Genomic DNA, 18,170 nt, shown 5'->3' on the forward strand with positions numbered 1-18,170 from the left:
GCAATTAGCGACTCTGATTCTGAAAATATAGAAATTGACAAAAAAACAGCCGCCCCCTTACAGAAGCAGCTGTTTTTTATTTATGTGACTACAGAGTATTAGTAATCGAAGTCACCACCACCCATACCAGCGCCAGCAGCAGGAGCAGCATCCTTGGGTTCTGGTTTGTCAACAACGATACATTCGGTTGTCAACACCATACCAGCAATAGAAGCAGCGTTTTGCAGTGCAGAACGGGTTACTTTAGCGGGGTCAACGATACCAGCTGCCAACATATCTACAAATTCGTTGGTAGCAGCGTTGAAACCAACGTTAAATTCTTGTTCTTTAACGCGTTCAGCAATGACAGCGCCATTTTGACCTGCGTTTTCAGCAATTCTCTTCAGAGGTGCGGGTAATGCGCGAGAGACAATTAAAGCACCAGTCAACTCTTCATCTTTGAGATTAGCTTTAGCCCAATCTTCGAGTTGAGGAGCGAGGTGAGCCAGAGTTGTACCACCACCAGGAACAATACCTTCTTCTACCGCCGCTTTGGTAGCGTTGATAGCGTCTTCGAGGCGGAGTTTCTTGTCTTTCATTTCGGTTTCGGTGGCTGCACCAACTTTAACTACAGCTACACCGCCAGCCAATTTAGCCAGACGCTCTTGTAATTTTTCTTTGTCGTAGGAAGATTCGGTTTCTTCCATTTGACGGCGAATTTGTTCGATGCGAGCTTTAACGCCAGCTTCGTTACCTTCAGCAACAATTGTGGTGTTGTCTTTGGTGATGGTGATGCGGCGGGCTTTGCCTAAACCATCGAGCTTGGTGTTTTCTAGCTTCAGACCAGCATCTTCGGTGATGAGTTGACCACCAGTGAGGATAGCGATGTCTTCTAGCATAGCTTTGCGGCGATCGCCAAATCCAGGTGCTTTCACAGCCGCTACGTTTAATACACCACGCAGGCGGTTCACAACCAAGGTTGCTAAAGCTTCTTTTTCAATATCTTCAGCAATAATTACCAAGGGCTTGCCTTGACGTGCAACTTGCTCAAGAACAGGTACTAAATCTTGTACTAAAGCGATTTTCTTATCGGTCAGCAGGATGAAAGGATCATCAAATACTGCTTCCATCCGCTCTGGGTCTGTTGCGAAGTAGGGAGAGATGTAGCCTTTGTCAAAGCGCATCCCTTCGGTGATTTCCAATTCGGTGGTCATGGATTTTCCTTCTTCCAAGGAAATTACACCTTCTTTACCCACCTTATCCATTGCTTGGGCAATCATCTGACCGACTTCATCGTCGTTACCGGCAGAGATAGAACCAACTTGAGCAATAGCTTTGGAATCTTCGACAGGACGAGCGTGTTCAGCAATTTTCTCGACCAAATAGTTAGTAGCTTTATCAATACCACGCTTCAACAGGATGGCGTTAGCGCCAGCTGCTACGTTCCGCAAGCCTTCTTTAACTATCGCATGAGCCAATACGGTTGCGGTTGTGGTTCCATCACCCGCAGCGTCGTTGGTTTTAGAAGCAGCTTGACGAATCAAAGAAACGCCAGTGTTTTCAATATGATCTTCTAATTCGATTTCTTTTGCGATGGTCACACCGTCGTTGACGATTTGTGGTGCGCCAAATTTCTTCTCTAGAACTACGTTACGACCTTTGGGGCCGAGGGTCACAGCTACAGCCTCAGCTAAGATGTCAATGCCTCGTTCTAGGGCGCGACGTGCGTTTTCGTTGTAAATAATGCGCTTTGCCATAGTTGTTAATCTTCCTGTGTCAGTTATTTTTTGTCAGTTGTTTTTTGTCATTTGTCCAAGGACTTGTGACTTTTGACTTGTGACTAGGAAACGATTGCTAGAATGTCTTTTTCAGAGAGCAGCACATACTCTTCAGTTCCGAGTTTCACATCTGTGCCAGCATATTTGGAGTACAGAACTTTGTCTCCAACTTTGACTTCCAACTCTTGACGGCTACCGTCATCGTTACGTTTGCCAGCACCAAGAGCAACAACTTCCCCTACTTGGGGTTTTTCTTTGGCGGTGTCAGGCAAGTACAGACCACCTGCGGTCTTTTCTTCTGATGCGCTTACTTTGACAAAAACGCGATCGCCTAAAGGTTTAACTGTAGATACGCTTAAAGATACAGCTGCCATACAAATTTCTCCAGAGTTAGCACTCTCAACTCCTGAGTGCTAATTTACCGAAGGAAAGCCTACAATGGCAATATTTTGCGATGTACGGGTTTCCGAACTATTGGTCAATTGTCAATAGTCAATGGTCATTAGTAGCTCTTTTCTCCCCCTGCTCCCTGCTCCCTGCCCCCTTGCTTCTTCCCCTCAACCCTCAGTAATCGGAAGTTCACTTAAGTATTAGTACCTAATTAAGTTTAATTTTCTGATTTCCATCCGTAAGTTACGAATATTTTTATATGGTCAACTTTATTTGCAAAGCTTGGAAATTGTTATAGAACAGTAAACAGGGAGCCAAATCATGAGTAACAATACCAAGATTCAAAAACCATCACATCGACAAAGCCATTGAGTATGTAGACAACAACAAAACCTTAAGTAATTGTGTAAAAACTTTAGAAATTGCAAAGAATCAGTGACATATTTTTATGTATGCTGAACACGAAGTTGCTAACTGCCGTTAACAGCAAGTTTTTGAATAATCGTGGGAATACATAAAACCAACGATTTCAAGAACTAAAAGTTGATGAGCGCGACTAAAGTTTCCCAGCCAGTATCTTGAAAATTCAAGACAATTGCTTGCCACTTTGTTGTTCTAGACAGATAATGGTTTTCTTCTCGGATTGTGGTGTCTGGTATCGCCAAGCAAATTTGCAAGTTATTGAGAGGATCATCCAAACATACTTGATCGGCATAATGGTGGTAGAAGAATTTGCATTTTTAACCCATCTTTGCCGGAAATTTCCCTACTTGCTTGTTAACATCTGATAAGGCTTCGCATCCGCAGGATATAGTAAAGCAGTAAGCTGATGAAAGTGCGAGTTGTTATAAAGCTAGGGTCATCGCAAGCCAATACTTACTAGTAAATGGCAGATGATTATTATTTAATCAGTGTTTTTTCACCCGCAACTTTCAAAGCGATATATAATAGCGCATTATAATTACTACTGCTCTACGTATCCTTACCGGACTTTTGCCGATGAGCTAGTGGTCTTAAATAAGGTGACAACCGCTTTTGAGACTTCGAGGAACCAAAGGCAAGTTAAGTGGGAAAAAAGACAACATCTCGATAAATCCACCATTATTAAGGATAACCATTAAAGACCTTGATGGACCGAAGCGCGACAAGTGCCACTGCTATGAAAGAGCCCAGCATGAAAGATCACAAACGCCTTCTACTAATTGATGACGACCCTAACCTCATCTTGCTGGTGAAGGATTACTTGGAATTTAGAGGATATGAAGTCGTCACTGCTGAAAATGGACGCGAAGCTCTAGAAATTCTAGAGCATGATGTTCCAGATATGATCATCTGTGACGTAATGATGCCGGAAATGGACGGTTACACTTTTGTAGAACAAGTCCGGCAAAACGAACGCACTAGTTGGATACCGGTTCTGTTTTTGTCGGCGAAAGGACAAAGTGCAGACCGAGTGAAAGGTTTAAATAAAGGTGCTGATGTTTATATGGTCAAGCCTTTTGAACCAGAAGAACTCGTAGCACAAGTAGAATCTTCGCTCAAACAAACTATTCGTTGGAAGGAACACCAAGCCAAAGGCGGGGAAAATGGTTCTCGCATTCAAGTTCCTTTTGATGTGCAGTTAACTCCAACTGAACTCAAAGTAGTGCAGTTCGTAGCTAGAGGTTTAGCGAACCGAGAAATTGCTGAAGAATTAAATGTTAGTCAGCGTACCGTTGAAAGCCATGTGTCCAATATGTTGGGCAAAACCAATCTCCATAACCGCACTGAATTAGCGCGGTGGGCGATTGAAAATCAAATGGCTTAAAAGGCTTTCAGCATTCAGCCGTCAGCTTTTTACTGTTGAACTGACCGCTGATAGCTGATAGCTGCTTAATAGATTACTGCTTAGGAGATTATTGGGGAAAAATTCTCCTAAGAGTTTGTAAGTAGATAAAGTGCTTCCCGTTGGCAAAGCTGCTTTTCGCTAGTTCAACAAAAAAGCAGCTAAATCTTTTCCAAATATGCCAATCTCAGGAGTATTGCACCCCATCGAAAAATCAAGTCATCCCGGGATACATCTAATTCAGCAATTATTACTGGCTAATAATTATTGAATATTTGGGACAAATGACATGATTGCATCTACCCTCCTTGGGGGTAATCTCATTTTAGATTTTGAATTTTAGATTTTGGATTGGGATCTGTTTGGGATGAGTGCTAAGACATAATCAGAGCGCAACAATGGTGAATCCTGCAATAAATCCACTGCATCACTCTAGCCAAAGATTAAAAGCGATCGCTCTAACATCATACAGGCGATCGCTTTTAGTTTTAATATGACTGACGTAATGAGAAAAAATCAAGGGTTTATGGAGGGTGTGGGGGTTTAGGGGTGTAGGGGTGTATCCAAGACCTTTACACACTCACGCCCAACCTATAACTTAAGCCACAGGTTCCAACAACTGAATATTCGAGAAAATAAACTCTTGAATATTCAGATGTCCATTGGTTTCGGTGCGAATTTCTCGGCGGTTGAGAATAAAGTATTTGCCTACTTTTTCATATTCATCGGTAAATTCGCTTCTACCACCCTTCTGTTCGCCAGTATTGGGGTCATGGTAAACAGAGTCATAAGTGTGGGATAAGTAACCTTCGCCAGTGTCGTGGCTGCTAAAAGTGTTGATAGTTACGACTACGCCGTGAATGTGACGGTGAACTAAGCTAACTTCGTTATTGCGGACTTTATATTTATCGCCAGTACCTTTACCACCAAGGATGATTTCGACTGCATCGCTTAAGTCGGTGTCACCATAGCTAAAAGTATTTTCGCCGTGGGTTTGTTCAAAACTACGACGAACGCGGTGAATGGCAATTTCCCAAGCTTGACCGTGGATAGCTTTTTTAACGGCTTCGTCTTCTACTCCCAAAACTTCTGCTTTGAGTTCAGCGTTGATGATGACTTTACCTGTAATAACTTTATCGTCATACTTATAGGTAACATCTGCGGTATAGCCGGGGAAATTATTATCCCATGTGTAACGGTTTTCATAAGCAGCCCGGAAAAGTTCCTGAGCAGAGAGTTTGGTAACTGTCATGTGCTTCTCCTAGCGTAGAAGAGTGATAATAGCGTTTTATTCTTGCTGGTATTAGCATAGATGTAATTGTCGAGCAGAGCATAGTCCCCAATCGGGTACACTTATGGCTAATTCTCTTCATGCTGTATTTGGTGCGATCGCTAGTGTCCGTAATGAGCAAGAATTACATCTAGCTCTCAAGGATAAGATTAGTGACCATTTTGGCGTGCAGCATTGGGGTATTTATCTTTTAGATGAAACAACACCAACCGAAATTGATATTCCCGCTATTCCCTCAGTTTGTTTAGAGGGGAACCCTGTCGGACGCTACGTCGTTGAGCGTCACGCTCCCGCCCATGAGCAGTTATTATTATCTCCAGGCGACTGGAAAAATTTTTGCTCTCGTTCTGACCACGAACACGTCATGACAGGGCCGATTGTTTGCGATGGTCAGTTAGTTGGTACTTTACACTTAGCACGCGATCGCGGCAAGCCTGCCTTTGATGGCAACGATTTAGCTGATTTAAGTGCTGTCTGCTTGCATTTGTCTGCTAAACTCGCCACTTTAAGAGCAAAACCCACAACTTCGCCTTTAGTTAGCCGCCTAACACCACGCGAGTTAGAAATCGCGGAATTGGTAGCCCAAGGTTTAACTAACGCCGAAATTGGTGAAAAACTTTGGATTACGCAAAACTCAGTTAAGCAAGCTTTAAAGCGGATGTTTCGCAAGCTAGAAGTATCAGCACGGGCGGAAATGGTGGCGAAATTACAGGATGTTTTAGTCTAAATTAATACTATCCTCGGCGATTGGAAATCGCAGCTACACAGGCAAAACCCACACTTCGACAAGCTCAGTGACCTCCTGCGCGGGTTAAAAACCAAGGATTTTTTTCAGTCCGCGCAGGCGGACTTTGTTTGTGTAGTAGTGAATTCTATTCGCCCCATACTCTAAATACTAATATGACTCGCCCGCCAATTCTTCAACCTGGTGCAAGCTATACCTTTAGCAAATATTTTGAATTACCTTACGCGCCAGCCGATATTCTTGCAGAATTTGATTTTAAATATGAACGCAAGCGGCTGGACTTACCAAGATATGAAGAGAAACTCAATTGTTTAGAATTTTTGAGTCGTTATTTGCAACGTAATTTAACCTACGTCAACCCAATTAGTGAAACAGCAAGACGAGAAGTATTAATCGCACCCACACTACTAGAAATTTGTGCCGAAACTCATGCTCAATTAAATATTGAATATCCTGTTAATGTGAATGAAAAATTAAAAGGAAGCTTTGACTATTACATTAACAGTGATGTGGGAATGTTAGTGGTTGAAGCTAAACAATCTGATTTAGGACGGGGCTTTACTCAATTAGCAGTTGAATTAATTGCCCTTGACCAATGGATAGAATCAGCAACGCCAATTTTATATGGTGCAGTGACGACAGGAGAAGACTGGCGATTTGGAATATTAAACCGTCATGAGAAGATAATTTTGCAAGACTTGAAGCTTTATCGTGTTCCTGAAGAATTGGAGGAATTGTTAAAGGTTTTAGTTGGAATTATTGTTACACCTTTACTGTGACGAAAACAAGAATTTTTAGTCTCGCGCAAAGGCGCAAAGGCGCAAAGAGTTAAAGAAAAGTCACTTGTTTAGTAGGCATAATCTAAGGCAGTTCAGTCTTCTCTGCGTCCTTGGCGTTCTTGGCGGTTCGTTAAAAGATTAGACTTGAACAAACTATACGCGAGCTAAGGTGACAATTTCTAACTGATCCTGATATTTACCCTGTCTTGTTTCGTAACTAATCGCACAGGGTTCTCCTTCTAAAAAGAGTAACTGCACTACCCCTTCATTGGCATATATACGACAGTCAGCACTAGAAGAATTAGAAAATTCTAGGGTTAAATGACCGCGCCACGCCGCTTCCGCAGGAGTTAAGTTTGCAATTATACCACACCGTGCATACGTACTTTTACCTATACAAACTACTGTAATATTATCTGGAACCTCTAGCCGTTCTAAGGCAACACCCAGCCCATAGCTGTGAGCAGGCAAAATAAAGTAACTACCATTGATATCTGTATGCAGTGGTGTTGACTCTAAGTTGTGCGGATTAAAGTTTTTGGGGTCAACCACAGTTCCCGGTATGTGGCGAAAAATCCGAAACTCAGTCGGGGAGAGGCGAATATCGTAGCCATAAGAAGAAAGACCGTAGCTGATAACGGGTTGAGCATCTACAGATGTTTCTTTCTGCACTTTTCGGATTAAGCTTGGCTCAAAGGGTGAAATCATCCCTTGTTGAGCCATTTCGGTAATCCATTTATCGTTCTTAATCACAAGTTCACAGGTAATTCCAACCGAACTACTAGAATATCGTGAACGGAGTATTTTGTTTAGGGGCGATCGCTCCGGCGAATTTCGGTGATTTGGTCGGCGACATCTAACAGGGATTTGGGCATTTCTGGGCCTGTGAGAATGATATCGATGTGGGGCGGACGTTTTGCCAGAAACTCTAAAACATCGGCTTCGGGAATCAAACCAAAGTTGATGGCTAAACTTAACTCATCTAAAACTACCAGCGAATATTTGCCCTCATAGACTACATTTTGTGTATATTGCCATAATTTTTGTAAAGCTTGGTTTTCGGCTTCATCTAGTTGTGGTGTATCGATACAGCGAGGCAAATCACAGCGTATCCAGTCGAGATTCTGTCCTAACTGAATTGGTTTGTCCTGTCCTTGACCGATACCGCCTTTAAGAAACTGTACTACTAATACAGATGTGCCTTGACCAGCAATTCTCAAGGCTTGCGCCATAACAGTGGTGAAAAAGTTACGGTGAGAACTGGTGAAAACTTGCACAAGCCCTTCTACTGGATTTGGTAAGGAAATTGTCGAATTGGCGCTGAAAGATTCTAACTGGGCAACCATAAGGAAAATTTAGAAAATTACAAAAAAATAAATATGTTCTGTTGAGAGTGGTTCAAATCTATTTATATGATTAACCTGATTTTGACAAGGGTGTTCTGAGGAGGGAAATAGGGAGTGGGGAGTAGGGAATGGGTAAGGCTGGAACGAAAAAGTAATCCAAAATCCAAAATTGGTATGAGATATTGACATTTTTGTTTTTTGGATGAAACTAGTCGCAACACGATCGCAAAATTTGGAGCCATGAATGAAGTTAGCCGAGTCTCATCAGAACTCTGAATTTGGAAAAAACAGAGTAGAATGTTGTGAATTTTACCAGATGAGGAGTGAAATCAAGTGAAATTAGTGATTCTGGGAGGTTCAGGATCAGGTAAAAGCACTCAAGCGCAAAGGCTGGGCAGACACTTTGATATACCTCAGATTTCTACGGGTGAAATTTTACGGGAAGCGATCGCTAACTATAGCGAACTTGGTCGCCATACACAACCCTACGTAGCCAGAGGCGAGTTAGTTCCCGATGAAATGATGATTGAATTAATGCGGCTGCGTCTGACCAAGCCAGATGTTGGTTATGGTTGGATATTAGAAGGTTATCCCCGCACAGCTTTTCAATCAGAAGAATTAGATTTTTTATTGGATGCTTTAGGACAGAAACTAGACTGGGCAATTTATTTACAAGTCCCGCAAGCCGTCATGGTTAGCCGTTCCTTGGGGCGTTCTCTTCCAGATGACCAACCAGAAATCGTCCAGCGTCGCGTAGAACTCTTTTACGATCGCACTATCCCCATCCTAGAATATTACGACCGTCGCCGCCGCTTATTAACCATCAACGGCGATTTACCACCCGATATGGTCGAACAGAATATTCTGAATTTGCTGTTAAGTGCTGAGTGCTGTTAGCGGTAGCGGGGCGTTTAGCCCGTGCTGAGTGTCGTACACTGAGCGGAGTCGAAGTGTACGTGTTGAGTCAAAAGATAAAATTTCAGACTTCATACTTCATACTTCACACTTCCCACAGTATTCTAATAGGAAAATCTTGAGGCAAATTCAATGGTATGGCAGCGTCCCGATGGCAGACAACCTTACGAACTCCGTCCTGTAAGCTTTCAGTCTGGCTTTACTCGCTTTGCGCCTGGTTCAGTGTTAGCTAGATGCGGCGATACTCAGGTACTTTGTAATGTCAGCGTGACTGAGGGAGTACCGAGATTTTTAACGGGAAGTGGCAAAGGTTGGTTAACGGCTGAGTACCGAATGTTACCCGCAGCCACTCAGCAACGCCAGGAAAGGGAATTGTTGAAATTGTCGGGAAGGACGCAAGAAATTCAACGGTTAATCGGACGTAGCTTAAGAGCAACTCTAGATTTTGAGACGTTAGGAGAACGTACCATCACTGTAGATGCTGATGTGTTGCAAGCAGATGCAGGAACCAGAACCACAGCCATTACAGGTGGTTTTGTGGCTTTAGCCCAGGCAATTTCGCAATTAATAAAGCGTGGGGTGTTAGAGCGATCGCCTTTATCTGGACAAGTAGCAGCCGTTTCTGTAGGCTTATTAGACGGTGAACCATATCTAGATTTAAACTACCCAGAAGACGTAGCCGCTACAGTCGATTTCAACGTTGTTATGGATAATCGCCTCGGAATTATTGAAGTTCAAGGAACAGCAGAAGAAGGTAGTTTTACTCGCACTCAGTTAAATCAGTTGTTAGATTTTGCCGAAAAAGGTATTCAACAATTATTAATTGCTCAACGTGAGGCTATTCCTGACTGGGAAAAACTTTATGAAGTGTGAAGTATGAAGTGTGAAGTATGAAATTTTGTCTTTTGACTCAAACTCACACTTCGGCTTCTCCTATCGGAGACGCTGCGCGAACGCTCAGTGTAAGACACTCAGCACTCAGCACTGTATGACTCAAAGCTTACATAAACTAGTGACATTCGATGAATTTATCGCTTGGTATCCAGAAAATTCACAGCGATGCTATGAATTTCATGACGGAGTAATTGTTGAAATGCCACCACCAACAGGTGATTATGAAGAAATTATTGGGTTTTTAGTTGGAGAAATTGTTACCGAATATAAACGTTTAAAACTGCCTTTCTTTATTCCCAAAACTGCGTTGATTAAACCATTAGAAAGTGAATCAGCGTATTCACCAGATGTAGTGATATTAAATCAGCCTAATTTGGTGAATGAACCTAGGTGGAAAAAAGAGTCAACTGTAAGTCAAGCTGAATCAATTCCTTTAGTAATTGAGGTTGTGAGTAGCAACTGGAGAGATGATTATTTAAAAAAAGTAGCTGATTATGAGGCGATAGGTATTCTTGAATATTGGATTGTAGATTATGCAGCTTTAGGTGGTAGGCGATTTATTGGCAATCCTAAACAACCGACTATCTCGGTTTATTATTTAGTTGAAGAGGAATACCAAGTTCAGCAATTCCGTAATCATGAGCGCATCATCTCACAGATATTTCCAGAGTTAAATTTGACTGTAGAACAAATTTTTCAAAGTGCGATCGCCTAATTTTGTAGGTTGGGTGAAACGTAGTGAAACCCAACAAATACTATGCAGAAAATAGCAAAATTTTCAACTACAAAAACATCTCAATTCCGATGGTAAAGTTTATGCTGCAATTATTTTAACTGTCAAAATATTTTCTCAATATATTCTAATTTGGTGTTGGGTTACGGCGCAATATACATTTGCCGTGTTGTTGTCAATAATTTATTGTGCGCCTGCACCCAACCTACTCGCCACTCAAAACAGAAGAATATCAGCATCCTGGATTTTGGGCGGCGTTTGTTCCTTCGGGTAATTGGAATGCTTTAAGGGAAAAGTAGTCAGCTTTCAGATCCCTGACTTTTTGAAAAAGTCGGGGATCTCATTCTCCTACACCCTGGTTACTGAGCGCAGTCGAAGTACACCCTTAAACCCTGACACCCCTCTTCCCAGTTAGTACCACTGACTACGGACAAAATAACCTGACAGATGATAACCATAAAATAGGTTAAACTTTGCCCACCTAACTGATGATGTTAGGACTTATGCAGTGAGATGAAAAATCAAAAGTTTGGGCAAGGGTTTAAGGGTGTAGGGGTGCATCTAAAACCTTTACACCCCATACCCTTACACCCCTACACCCCTTGTTCACAGACAATCTTGGTGCATAAGTCTTAGATGTTAAAAGTTTCAAAAGTTCAAAGGAGGGTTTGTAAGAAGTTCGGTATCGTATTGCTGGAAGCCGGCAATGTAATTATCAAGCCATGAATAAACAGGTAGAAGTTCTATCGGATCAGTCTGCGCTGATAGCGCGATCGCTAGAGTTAATTTTATCGAAGTTGGAAACTGCCATTGCTCAACGGGGGCAATTTACGATTGCCTTATCTGGCGGGAGTACACCCAAGCCTTTATATGAAGCGATCGCTACAAAAAATTTGCCTTGGGATAAAATTCACGTCTTTTGGGGTGATGAGCGTTATGTTCCCCCAAATCATCCCGATAGCAATGAATTAATGGCGCGGCGTGCATGGTTAGATCGTGTTGATATACCCGCCGCTAATATTCACGCTATCCCCACTTTAGACGGCGACCCAGCTGTATCGGCTGCCAAGCATGAGCAGGATTTACAAGAATTTTTTCATTCTGCTCCCGGTGAGTTTCCGGCTTTAGATGTAGTATTGCTAGGCATGGGAGATGATGCCCATACTGCATCTTTGTTTCCCCACACCGAAGCCTTAAAAGTGAGCGATCGCTTAGTGACTGTGGGTAATAAAGATGGCAATCCTCGCATCACTTTTACTTACCCTTTTATCAACGCTGCTCGTAGCGTGATTTTTGTAGTCGCTGGTGCTAATAAACGTCCAGCTTTAGCCAAAGTTTTCGCACCCCAAGCCGATGACTTTAGCTACCCATCTCGCTTAATTCGCCCTCAAGGCGAACTTTGGTGGCTACTAGATGCGGCGGCTGGGGCAGAATTGCCAAATTAAAAGTAAAAAGTAAAAAGGCAAAAGAGTTGATAGCAGTTGCTAATCATATGAGGTAGATCATAACTAGCATCTAATCTCTAACTTCCAGCACCTACAACAAGAAACGCTATTCTTTTTACTTTTGCTTTTTTACTTTTAACTTCCTAAAAAGTAGTTGTTAAAATCGAAAGCTAGGTTGCTTCCTTACCAAACTGCCAATTGGTAGAAGCAAAAACATCTACGCATTACCTCTGCTTGCCAGTACATCTTACGCTGATCTTCAACAAAGGCTTAAATCCATGATCGTCTGCCCGAATTGCAATCATCCCAATCCTAACGGCGCTGTCCAGTGTGAAGCGTGCTACACACCTTTACCAGCGACTAGTAACTGCCCTAACTGTGGCGCTACTGTTCAGGCTGATGCGGCTTTTTGCGGTCAATGTGGTTTTAATCTGCACTCTGCTGCTGCCGTACCTGTCCCTGCTGCCACAATTGCTCCTGAGGCGGCTGCACCACTACAAGTGCCACCTTTGGTCACACCAGACCCACTGTTAGACCTATTACAACCAGATGCGCTGGGAATGAACCAACCCCCTGCACCAATACCACCAACAGCTGTGGCTCCCCAACCAGCACCCCCACCAGTAGTAGAAAGTACACCCCCATCTCCACCTGCAACTGTCGCAGCTGTGGCTGCACCCGTAGTTGTAGAAGCAACTATTCCTGCACCACAACCAGAACCAGTTGTGGAAGTAGAACCAGAACCACAACCGGAACCAGAACCAATCCCAGCACCACAACCCGTAGCAACTCCAGTAGCAACTCCAGTTGTTGCTAGAACTCAATTACAGCAAGTGACTGCGCGGTTGGTTCATATTCAAAGCGATCGCGAAATTGAATTACCCCAAAGTCTATCGGTAATTCATATTGGTAAACCCAACGATCGCATCCCCCCCGATATCGATGTTTCTGGATTTAGTAATTCAGAAATTGTCTCTCGCATACACGCAGATATTCGCGTTGAGGGAGATTCTTTTTATGTTGAAGATGTCGGTAGTTCTAATGGCACTTACATTAACAACTTGCCATTATTACCAGGGAACAGACACCGCCTCCGCCCAGGCGATCGCATCAGCCTTGGTAAGGGTGATTTGGTAACTTTTCTCTTTCAACTAACCTAACAAAAAGTCTGAAGTGTGAAGTTTGAAGTCTGAAAATTTCTGAAGTCGGAAAACTAAAAAATCAAGCTCATACGTGACATTTCACACTTCATACTTCATACTTCATACTTCCTATAATTGGGGTAATGACATTCAATCAAGCAATCTATGAAAGAACCAACTAAAGTTTTTGAAACATTGCTTTCAACAGAAGCCCCACCAGAAGTAGAACGTATGGGGTTAACTTGGTTGGTAGCAGCTGCGATCGCTACAACCGTATTATGGCAAATTCCCGGCGGAGATTATATTTTATACCCATTTACCATCTTGGCAACTTGGTTTCACGAAATGGGTCACGGTTTGATGGCGTTGCTATTAGGCGGACAGTTTCAAAAATTAGAAATTTTTAGTAATGCTTCTGGTGTTGCTACTTACCGCATTGCCACATCACTCGGCCCAATAGGCCCTGGTTTAGTGGCGGCGGCTGGGCCAATGGGGCCGCCACTTGCAGGTGCAGCTTTGATTTTGGCTTCCCGCCGTTTTAAAACAGCTTCCCTCAGCCTGAAAATTTTGGGAATATTTCTGCTGTTATCGACATTAATTTGGGTGCGTTCTTGGTTTGGTTTATTGGCTGTGCCTTTATTAGGCTTAATTATTCTTGGTATTGCATTAAAAGCCCCCCATTGGGTACAGGGTTTTGCTATTCAATTTTTAGGTGTACAAGCTTGCGTTAGTACTTATCACCAACTGGATTATTTATTTAGCTATAGTGCTGGTTATTTAGGGCTTTCTGATACAGCCCAGATGCAAAGATATTTACTTTTACCTTACTGGTTTTGGGGTGGCTTGATGGCGATCGCATCTTTGATCATTTTGATTCAAAGTCTGCGCGTGGCCTATCGCCACTAGCCATTTTATCTTTTTTAATTAATGTTTGATGATGGCGATCGCCCAACAAAAGCAGCTATAGCAGTAGCCAAGGTAGTTAAGACTTATGTTAATGCTCAACCCTAGACACCACAAGTCTTTTAACTCTCTCACCTGTCCCCTGCTATATATTTTACATTTACATTTTTCTCTCAGGATCGGCTTTCGGTAATACAGATTTGTCTTCGTCTGCGGTTGGTAAAGGTACATTTAATAGCCGTCTGGCAGATTCCTCCGCCAGTTGTCTGTCTTGCTCATTTTCAAACTGGCTTTCATCCAACAAGTATTTATGTCTGATGGCTTCATCTCGACTAGGACGCGCGCCATTTTTCCATCGGTAATTAAAGTCCATAACAAAATGCCGAGAAACTGCTGTGTTGTTTTATAGTATTTATCCTAGACGTGTAATTGATGGCTGCACTCTATCAAAAGTTGAAAGAAAAATCTAATTTGCTTGTAAAGAATAATCACAATTGACTCCTAAGCTTAACTCTTATAGTAGAGGAGAGTGGCAATTAGAAATGAATATACTGCAATTACCAAGCAATGAATTTATCAGCCTATAGTTTTACAGCAACTATGGGCTTTTTCTTTTTTTATCGAACACAATACCTAAGTCAGTCGCCAGAATTCACTCTGAATTAAAGTGCAAAGCTGCGGATGAATAACCTGATTTAAACCCCCCACTAAATCCTAGCTTTGGTGGTCTTCAATCTGTCAGGGATTCACTTATAGCGACTGATTGATTCTGAATCCTTCTTCAATCATATTAATTCTGGTATATATCCAAAGAAATGGTACTTATTTTACTATTCCTTGAGGCTATTAATAATTAATTCTGATGGTAGATTGGCCGCAATTATTGAACTTGTTAATCTGTAAGTGTCAGAAAAAACATTACCAAAACAACAAAAGAAATGAACATTATTGCTTGGATTATCTTAGGTTTAATTGCTGGTGCTATTGCTAAAGCTATCTACCCCGGGCATCAAGGCGGTGGCATTTTAGGAACAATATTGTTGGGTATTATCGGCGCATTTGTTGGAGGTAGCCTAGGCGTATTCTTCAGTACGGGAAAATTTGCATTAACGGCTACTACTTTTAGCATTCCTGGTATTTTAGTTGCAGTGCTTGGTGCGATTATTGCCGTTTTCTTGTGGAATTTACTAACTCGCCACAGTGCCGTCTAATAGTGTAATTATCTCTAAAATATATTAATCTTCAGGGCGCATTATTAGTTATTTTTGTCCTGAATTTATTTGAAAAAATAGCGTCTGTCTAGTAGAAGGCAGACGCTATTATTATGGCTTTTTAATATTGAATGCGATAAATGCGGTTATTGGCTTCTTCTGTAACTAGGAGGCTGCCATCAGGTAACACTAGTAAACCAACAGGTCGACCCCAAGTAGTGGGAATAGATGGGTTGAGCAAAAATCCTGTGAGAAAATCTTCGTAGTAGCCTTGTGGTCTGCCTTGAGCATTAAAGGGTATAAATACAACTTTATAACCAGTGCCGCGATCGCGGTTCCAAGAACCACGAAAAGCTACAAAAGAACCATTGCGATATCTTTCAGGAAAAGTCTGACCATCGTAAAATTGCACACCTAAAGCCGCAGAATGAGCTTGAAATAATACATCTGGGTTACGGGTACGGGCGACTAAATCGGGGCGTTTACTTTTACCGTTAGCTGTTTGGCGTGGTTCAATGTTCTTTGGTGACAGATAAGCATAAGGCCAACCATAAAATTCCCCTGCACGAATGCGGGTAAAATAATCTGGCACTAAATCATCACCAATTCCATCTCGTTCGTTAATCGTAGCGTACAACTCTTTCGTGACAGGATGAAAATCTAACCCGACGGGATTTCGCAAACCAGAAGCAAAAGTCTGCTGTTGGGAACCGTCTAAGTTCATCACTTGTACTGAAGCCCTGGGTAAGGCTTCTTCGTCCACATTAGAACGAGAACCTACAGAAACATACAACTTCTTCCCATCAGGCGCAGCTACAACATTACGTGTCCAATGCTGGTTATAACCACCACCAGGAAGATTAGCAATTTTTTGCCCAGTACCTGATAGTTGCTGCTGACCTTTTTTGTAAGGAAAGCGTAAAACTGCATCTGTATTGCCTAAAAAGAAATAATTGTCTGCAAAGGTCATCCCAAAAGGAATATTTAACCCATTGGCTGCACTGGCAAATGTTTTTTTAATATCAGCAACTCCATCACCATTACTATCACGTAATAAGCGAATGCGATTTTGTCGAGTTTCCGTTACCAGTACGTCACCACTAGGCGTTAAAGCTAACCAACGGGGTGCATCTAAACCTTCGGCAAAGACATTAACTTTAAATCCTGGGGGGACACGCAGCAGGGGCTTTTCGGGAATTGAAACTACTTCTGGAGGCTTTGATGCGCTTTCGGTGGTGAAAGGTGCAGGTAAATTTTGTAAATTGATGCGAATGGGTTGGGGCGAAAACGTTTCAGTACGGATGAGATTTTTTGACTGTTGAGAATTTTGGACTAACTGGGGTGAAGGTGCGGCTACATCCGTTGTGGCATTTTCTGAAGAGGCACTTGTCTGGTTACAGGCTGCTGTTAGAAATAACAAAGCCAACCAGCAACACCCTGATAATTTCATGACAGTGTGAACTCGTACACAACTTTTTTACTGTAGATGGAAAATTTAATATTTGTCGCCCGTCGCAAGTTCGATTTTGATTTTAATTGGAAGTCCCTAAATATTTTATAGTCGTCGCTGACGATTATTAGTAGGTTGCGGTCTGCGTAAAGGGACTACTTCGGCTTCGCTGCTTTCTCGGGCTACTCTAATTAATAAGGCGGCAGCTACTAGGCTGGCAATCATGGAATTACCGCCATAACTAAACATGGGTAAGGGTAAGCCTGTTGTTGGCAAAGCACCTGTGGCAACGCCGATATGTAATAAAGATTGCCCTACCATGACAATTGTTACACCGATCGCCACTAGTCGATTAATGGAATTTTTAGATTTGAGTGCAACAATTAACCCCAAGGTGGTGAATATCGCTAACATTAGCAGCAGGGCAATACCGCCAGCAAAACCAAATTCTTCAGCAAAGACGGCAAAAATAAAGTCGGTATCTTGGATAGGTAAGAAAAATTGTTTTTGTTGAGAAAAGCCGTAACCAGCACCCCATGTTTGACCAGAACCGACAGCTAACAAACTCTGTACTAACTGGTAGCCATCACCTGTAGCGTCTGCCCAAGGGTCAAGAAACGACATCACGCGTTTACGTTGATACTCTTTGATACTAATACTGAGTAAGGCTAATAATACTCCACCGATCGCTGTTCCGGCTAAATATTTATAAGGTAATCCCGCAGCTAAGGCAATTAACCAAATTGTCATACCGCACAGCGCAGTTGTACTTAGGTTTGGCTGGGCGAGAATGCCTAATAGTACTAAACAAAAAATGCCTATCCAAGTTAAGCGCACTCGCCAAGTTAATTTTTCCCATTGGCCAAATAACCTAGCACTTTGCAATACTAAAAAGGGCTTGATTAATTCTGATGGTTGAATAGGAATGGGGCCAATGGCTATCCATCTGGCGGCATCAAACGCTTTTTTGCCTAACCCTGGGACAAGGGTAACGAAAATTAACAGTAAAAATATTCCTACAAACCAGTGGGACACCCGCAAAATTTTGCGTAATGGCAGATTCACAATAAAGTTAAAGGCAATGAGAGAAGCTAATACCCAAATTAGCTGACGTTTGAAGTAATATAACCCATCACCATGACGTGCGTCGGCAACTGGGTATGATGCTGAATACAGTACAACTAGCCCAAAAAATAACCAAACCAATGTCAACCAGCGCAACAGTCGTGCCTCGACAGCCCAGCTAGTGACAGAATTATCAAAAATTGGAATCAGTCGGCTTAGATTCACGATTTACTACAGGTAAAAATTTTAGAGTTCAGGTATAAACTCATAACTTATAAC

Annotated in this window: 19 protein-coding genes; 10 read left to right on the top strand and 9 right to left on the bottom strand. The window is 42.3% G+C overall.

The features are described from left to right. Nucleotides 1–98: 98 nt before the first annotated feature. The 3 genes from groL to H6G69_RS08515 form a co-directional block, all read right to left on the bottom strand. A complete protein-coding gene (gene groL, locus H6G69_RS08505; protein ID WP_190684540.1) occupies nt 99–1,736 on the bottom strand; it encodes a chaperonin GroEL in 1,638 nt (545 codons plus the stop codon). Nucleotides 1,737–1,819: 83 nt separating this feature from the next. Then, entirely contained in the window at nt 1,820–2,131 is a 312-nt protein-coding gene (groES, locus tag H6G69_RS08510) for a co-chaperone GroES (RefSeq protein ID WP_190592386.1), read from the bottom strand. 552 nt (nt 2,132–2,683) lie between these two features. Beyond that, entirely contained in the window at nt 2,684–2,845 is a 162-nt protein-coding gene (locus tag H6G69_RS08515) for a hypothetical protein (RefSeq protein ID WP_190684542.1), read from the bottom strand. Between the two features lie 431 nt (nt 2,846–3,276). On the opposite strand from H6G69_RS08515, the gene H6G69_RS08520 reads away from it, so the two are divergent. Beyond that, nucleotides 3,277–3,954, top strand: coding sequence for a response regulator transcription factor (locus H6G69_RS08520; RefSeq protein WP_015113911.1), 678 nt, complete (start codon nt 3,277–3,279; stop codon nt 3,952–3,954). 616 nt (nt 3,955–4,570) lie between these two features. Here H6G69_RS08520 and H6G69_RS08525 read toward each other — a convergent pair. Then, on the bottom strand, nt 4,571–5,224 hold the full coding sequence (locus tag H6G69_RS08525) for a DUF3386 domain-containing protein (protein WP_190684545.1): 654 nt from the start codon (nt 5,222–5,224) through the stop codon (nt 4,571–4,573). Nucleotides 5,225–5,327: 103 nt separating this feature from the next. Here H6G69_RS08525 and H6G69_RS08530 point away from each other — a divergent pair, with 103 nt between their 5' ends. Continuing rightward, a complete protein-coding gene (locus H6G69_RS08530; protein ID WP_190684548.1) occupies nt 5,328–5,990 on the top strand; it encodes a LuxR C-terminal-related transcriptional regulator in 663 nt (220 codons plus the stop codon). A gap of 173 nt (nt 5,991–6,163) precedes the next feature. Further along, nucleotides 6,164–6,787: a hypothetical protein gene (locus H6G69_RS08535; protein WP_190684551.1), complete on the top strand. Its 624-nt coding sequence runs from the start codon at nt 6,164–6,166 to the stop codon at nt 6,785–6,787. Nucleotides 6,788–6,940: 153 nt separating this feature from the next. Here H6G69_RS08535 and dcd read toward each other — a convergent pair whose 3' ends face one another. Then, nucleotides 6,941–7,540 carry a dCTP deaminase gene (dcd, locus tag H6G69_RS08540; RefSeq protein WP_190684554.1) on the bottom strand — a complete coding sequence of 200 codons (600 nt, stop codon included), beginning with the start codon at nt 7,538–7,540 and terminating at the stop codon, nt 6,941–6,943. A gap of 56 nt (nt 7,541–7,596) precedes the next feature. Further along, entirely contained in the window at nt 7,597–8,133 is a 537-nt protein-coding gene (locus tag H6G69_RS08545; protein ID WP_190684556.1) for a P-loop NTPase family protein, read from the bottom strand. A 333-nt stretch (nt 8,134–8,466) separates the two neighbouring features. On the opposite strand from H6G69_RS08545, the gene H6G69_RS08550 reads away from it, so the two are divergent. The 6 genes from H6G69_RS08550 (at nt 8,467) to H6G69_RS08575 (ending at nt 14,168) form a co-directional block, all read left to right on the top strand. Further along, the gene (locus H6G69_RS08550) at nt 8,467–9,030 is read left to right on the top strand and encodes a nucleoside monophosphate kinase (protein WP_190684558.1); all 564 of its coding nucleotides are present in this window, start codon (nt 8,467–8,469) and stop codon (nt 9,028–9,030) included. A 150-nt stretch (nt 9,031–9,180) separates the two neighbouring features. Further along, complete coding sequence (gene rph / locus H6G69_RS08555; RefSeq protein ID WP_190684560.1) at nt 9,181–9,921, top strand: ribonuclease PH; 741 nt, start codon at nt 9,181–9,183, stop codon at nt 9,919–9,921. Between the two features lie 115 nt (nt 9,922–10,036). Beyond that, nucleotides 10,037–10,657 (top strand): Uma2 family endonuclease, encoded by a 621-nt coding sequence (locus H6G69_RS08560; protein WP_190684563.1) that lies wholly within the window; start codon nt 10,037–10,039, stop codon nt 10,655–10,657. Between the two features lie 740 nt (nt 10,658–11,397). Then, nucleotides 11,398–12,120 (top strand): 6-phosphogluconolactonase, encoded by a 723-nt coding sequence (gene pgl, locus H6G69_RS08565; RefSeq protein WP_190684566.1) that lies wholly within the window; start codon nt 11,398–11,400, stop codon nt 12,118–12,120. Between the two features lie 278 nt (nt 12,121–12,398). Further along, the gene (locus H6G69_RS08570) at nt 12,399–13,280 is read left to right on the top strand and encodes an FHA domain-containing protein (protein ID WP_190684569.1); all 882 of its coding nucleotides are present in this window, start codon (nt 12,399–12,401) and stop codon (nt 13,278–13,280) included. 147 nt (nt 13,281–13,427) lie between these two features. Beyond that, a complete protein-coding gene (locus tag H6G69_RS08575) occupies nt 13,428–14,168 on the top strand; it encodes a M50 family metallopeptidase (RefSeq protein WP_190684571.1) in 741 nt (246 codons plus the stop codon). Between the two features lie 157 nt (nt 14,169–14,325). Here H6G69_RS08575 and H6G69_RS08580 read toward each other — a convergent pair whose 3' ends face one another. After that, entirely contained in the window at nt 14,326–14,538 is a 213-nt protein-coding gene (locus H6G69_RS08580; RefSeq protein ID WP_190684574.1) for a bromodomain-containing protein, read from the bottom strand. A 565-nt stretch (nt 14,539–15,103) separates the two neighbouring features. On the opposite strand from H6G69_RS08580, the gene H6G69_RS08585 reads away from it, so the two are divergent. Further along, on the top strand, nt 15,104–15,376 hold the full coding sequence (locus tag H6G69_RS08585) for a GlsB/YeaQ/YmgE family stress response membrane protein (RefSeq protein WP_190684577.1): 273 nt from the start codon (nt 15,104–15,106) through the stop codon (nt 15,374–15,376). Nucleotides 15,377–15,497: 121 nt separating this feature from the next. Here the strand turns inward: H6G69_RS08585 and H6G69_RS08590 are convergent, their stop codons facing one another. Next, entirely contained in the window at nt 15,498–16,826 is a 1,329-nt protein-coding gene (locus H6G69_RS08590) for a sorbosone dehydrogenase family protein (RefSeq protein ID WP_190684580.1), read from the bottom strand. A gap of 105 nt (nt 16,827–16,931) precedes the next feature. Beyond that, complete coding sequence (locus H6G69_RS08595) at nt 16,932–18,116, bottom strand: FtsW/RodA/SpoVE family cell cycle protein (RefSeq protein WP_190684583.1); 1,185 nt, start codon at nt 18,114–18,116, stop codon at nt 16,932–16,934. Nucleotides 18,117–18,170: the final 54 nt, after the last annotated feature.

Source organism: Nostoc sp. FACHB-110 (assembly GCF_014697425.1).
In the GTDB taxonomy this organism is placed as follows: domain Bacteria; phylum Cyanobacteriota; class Cyanobacteriia; order Cyanobacteriales; family Nostocaceae; genus Nostoc_B.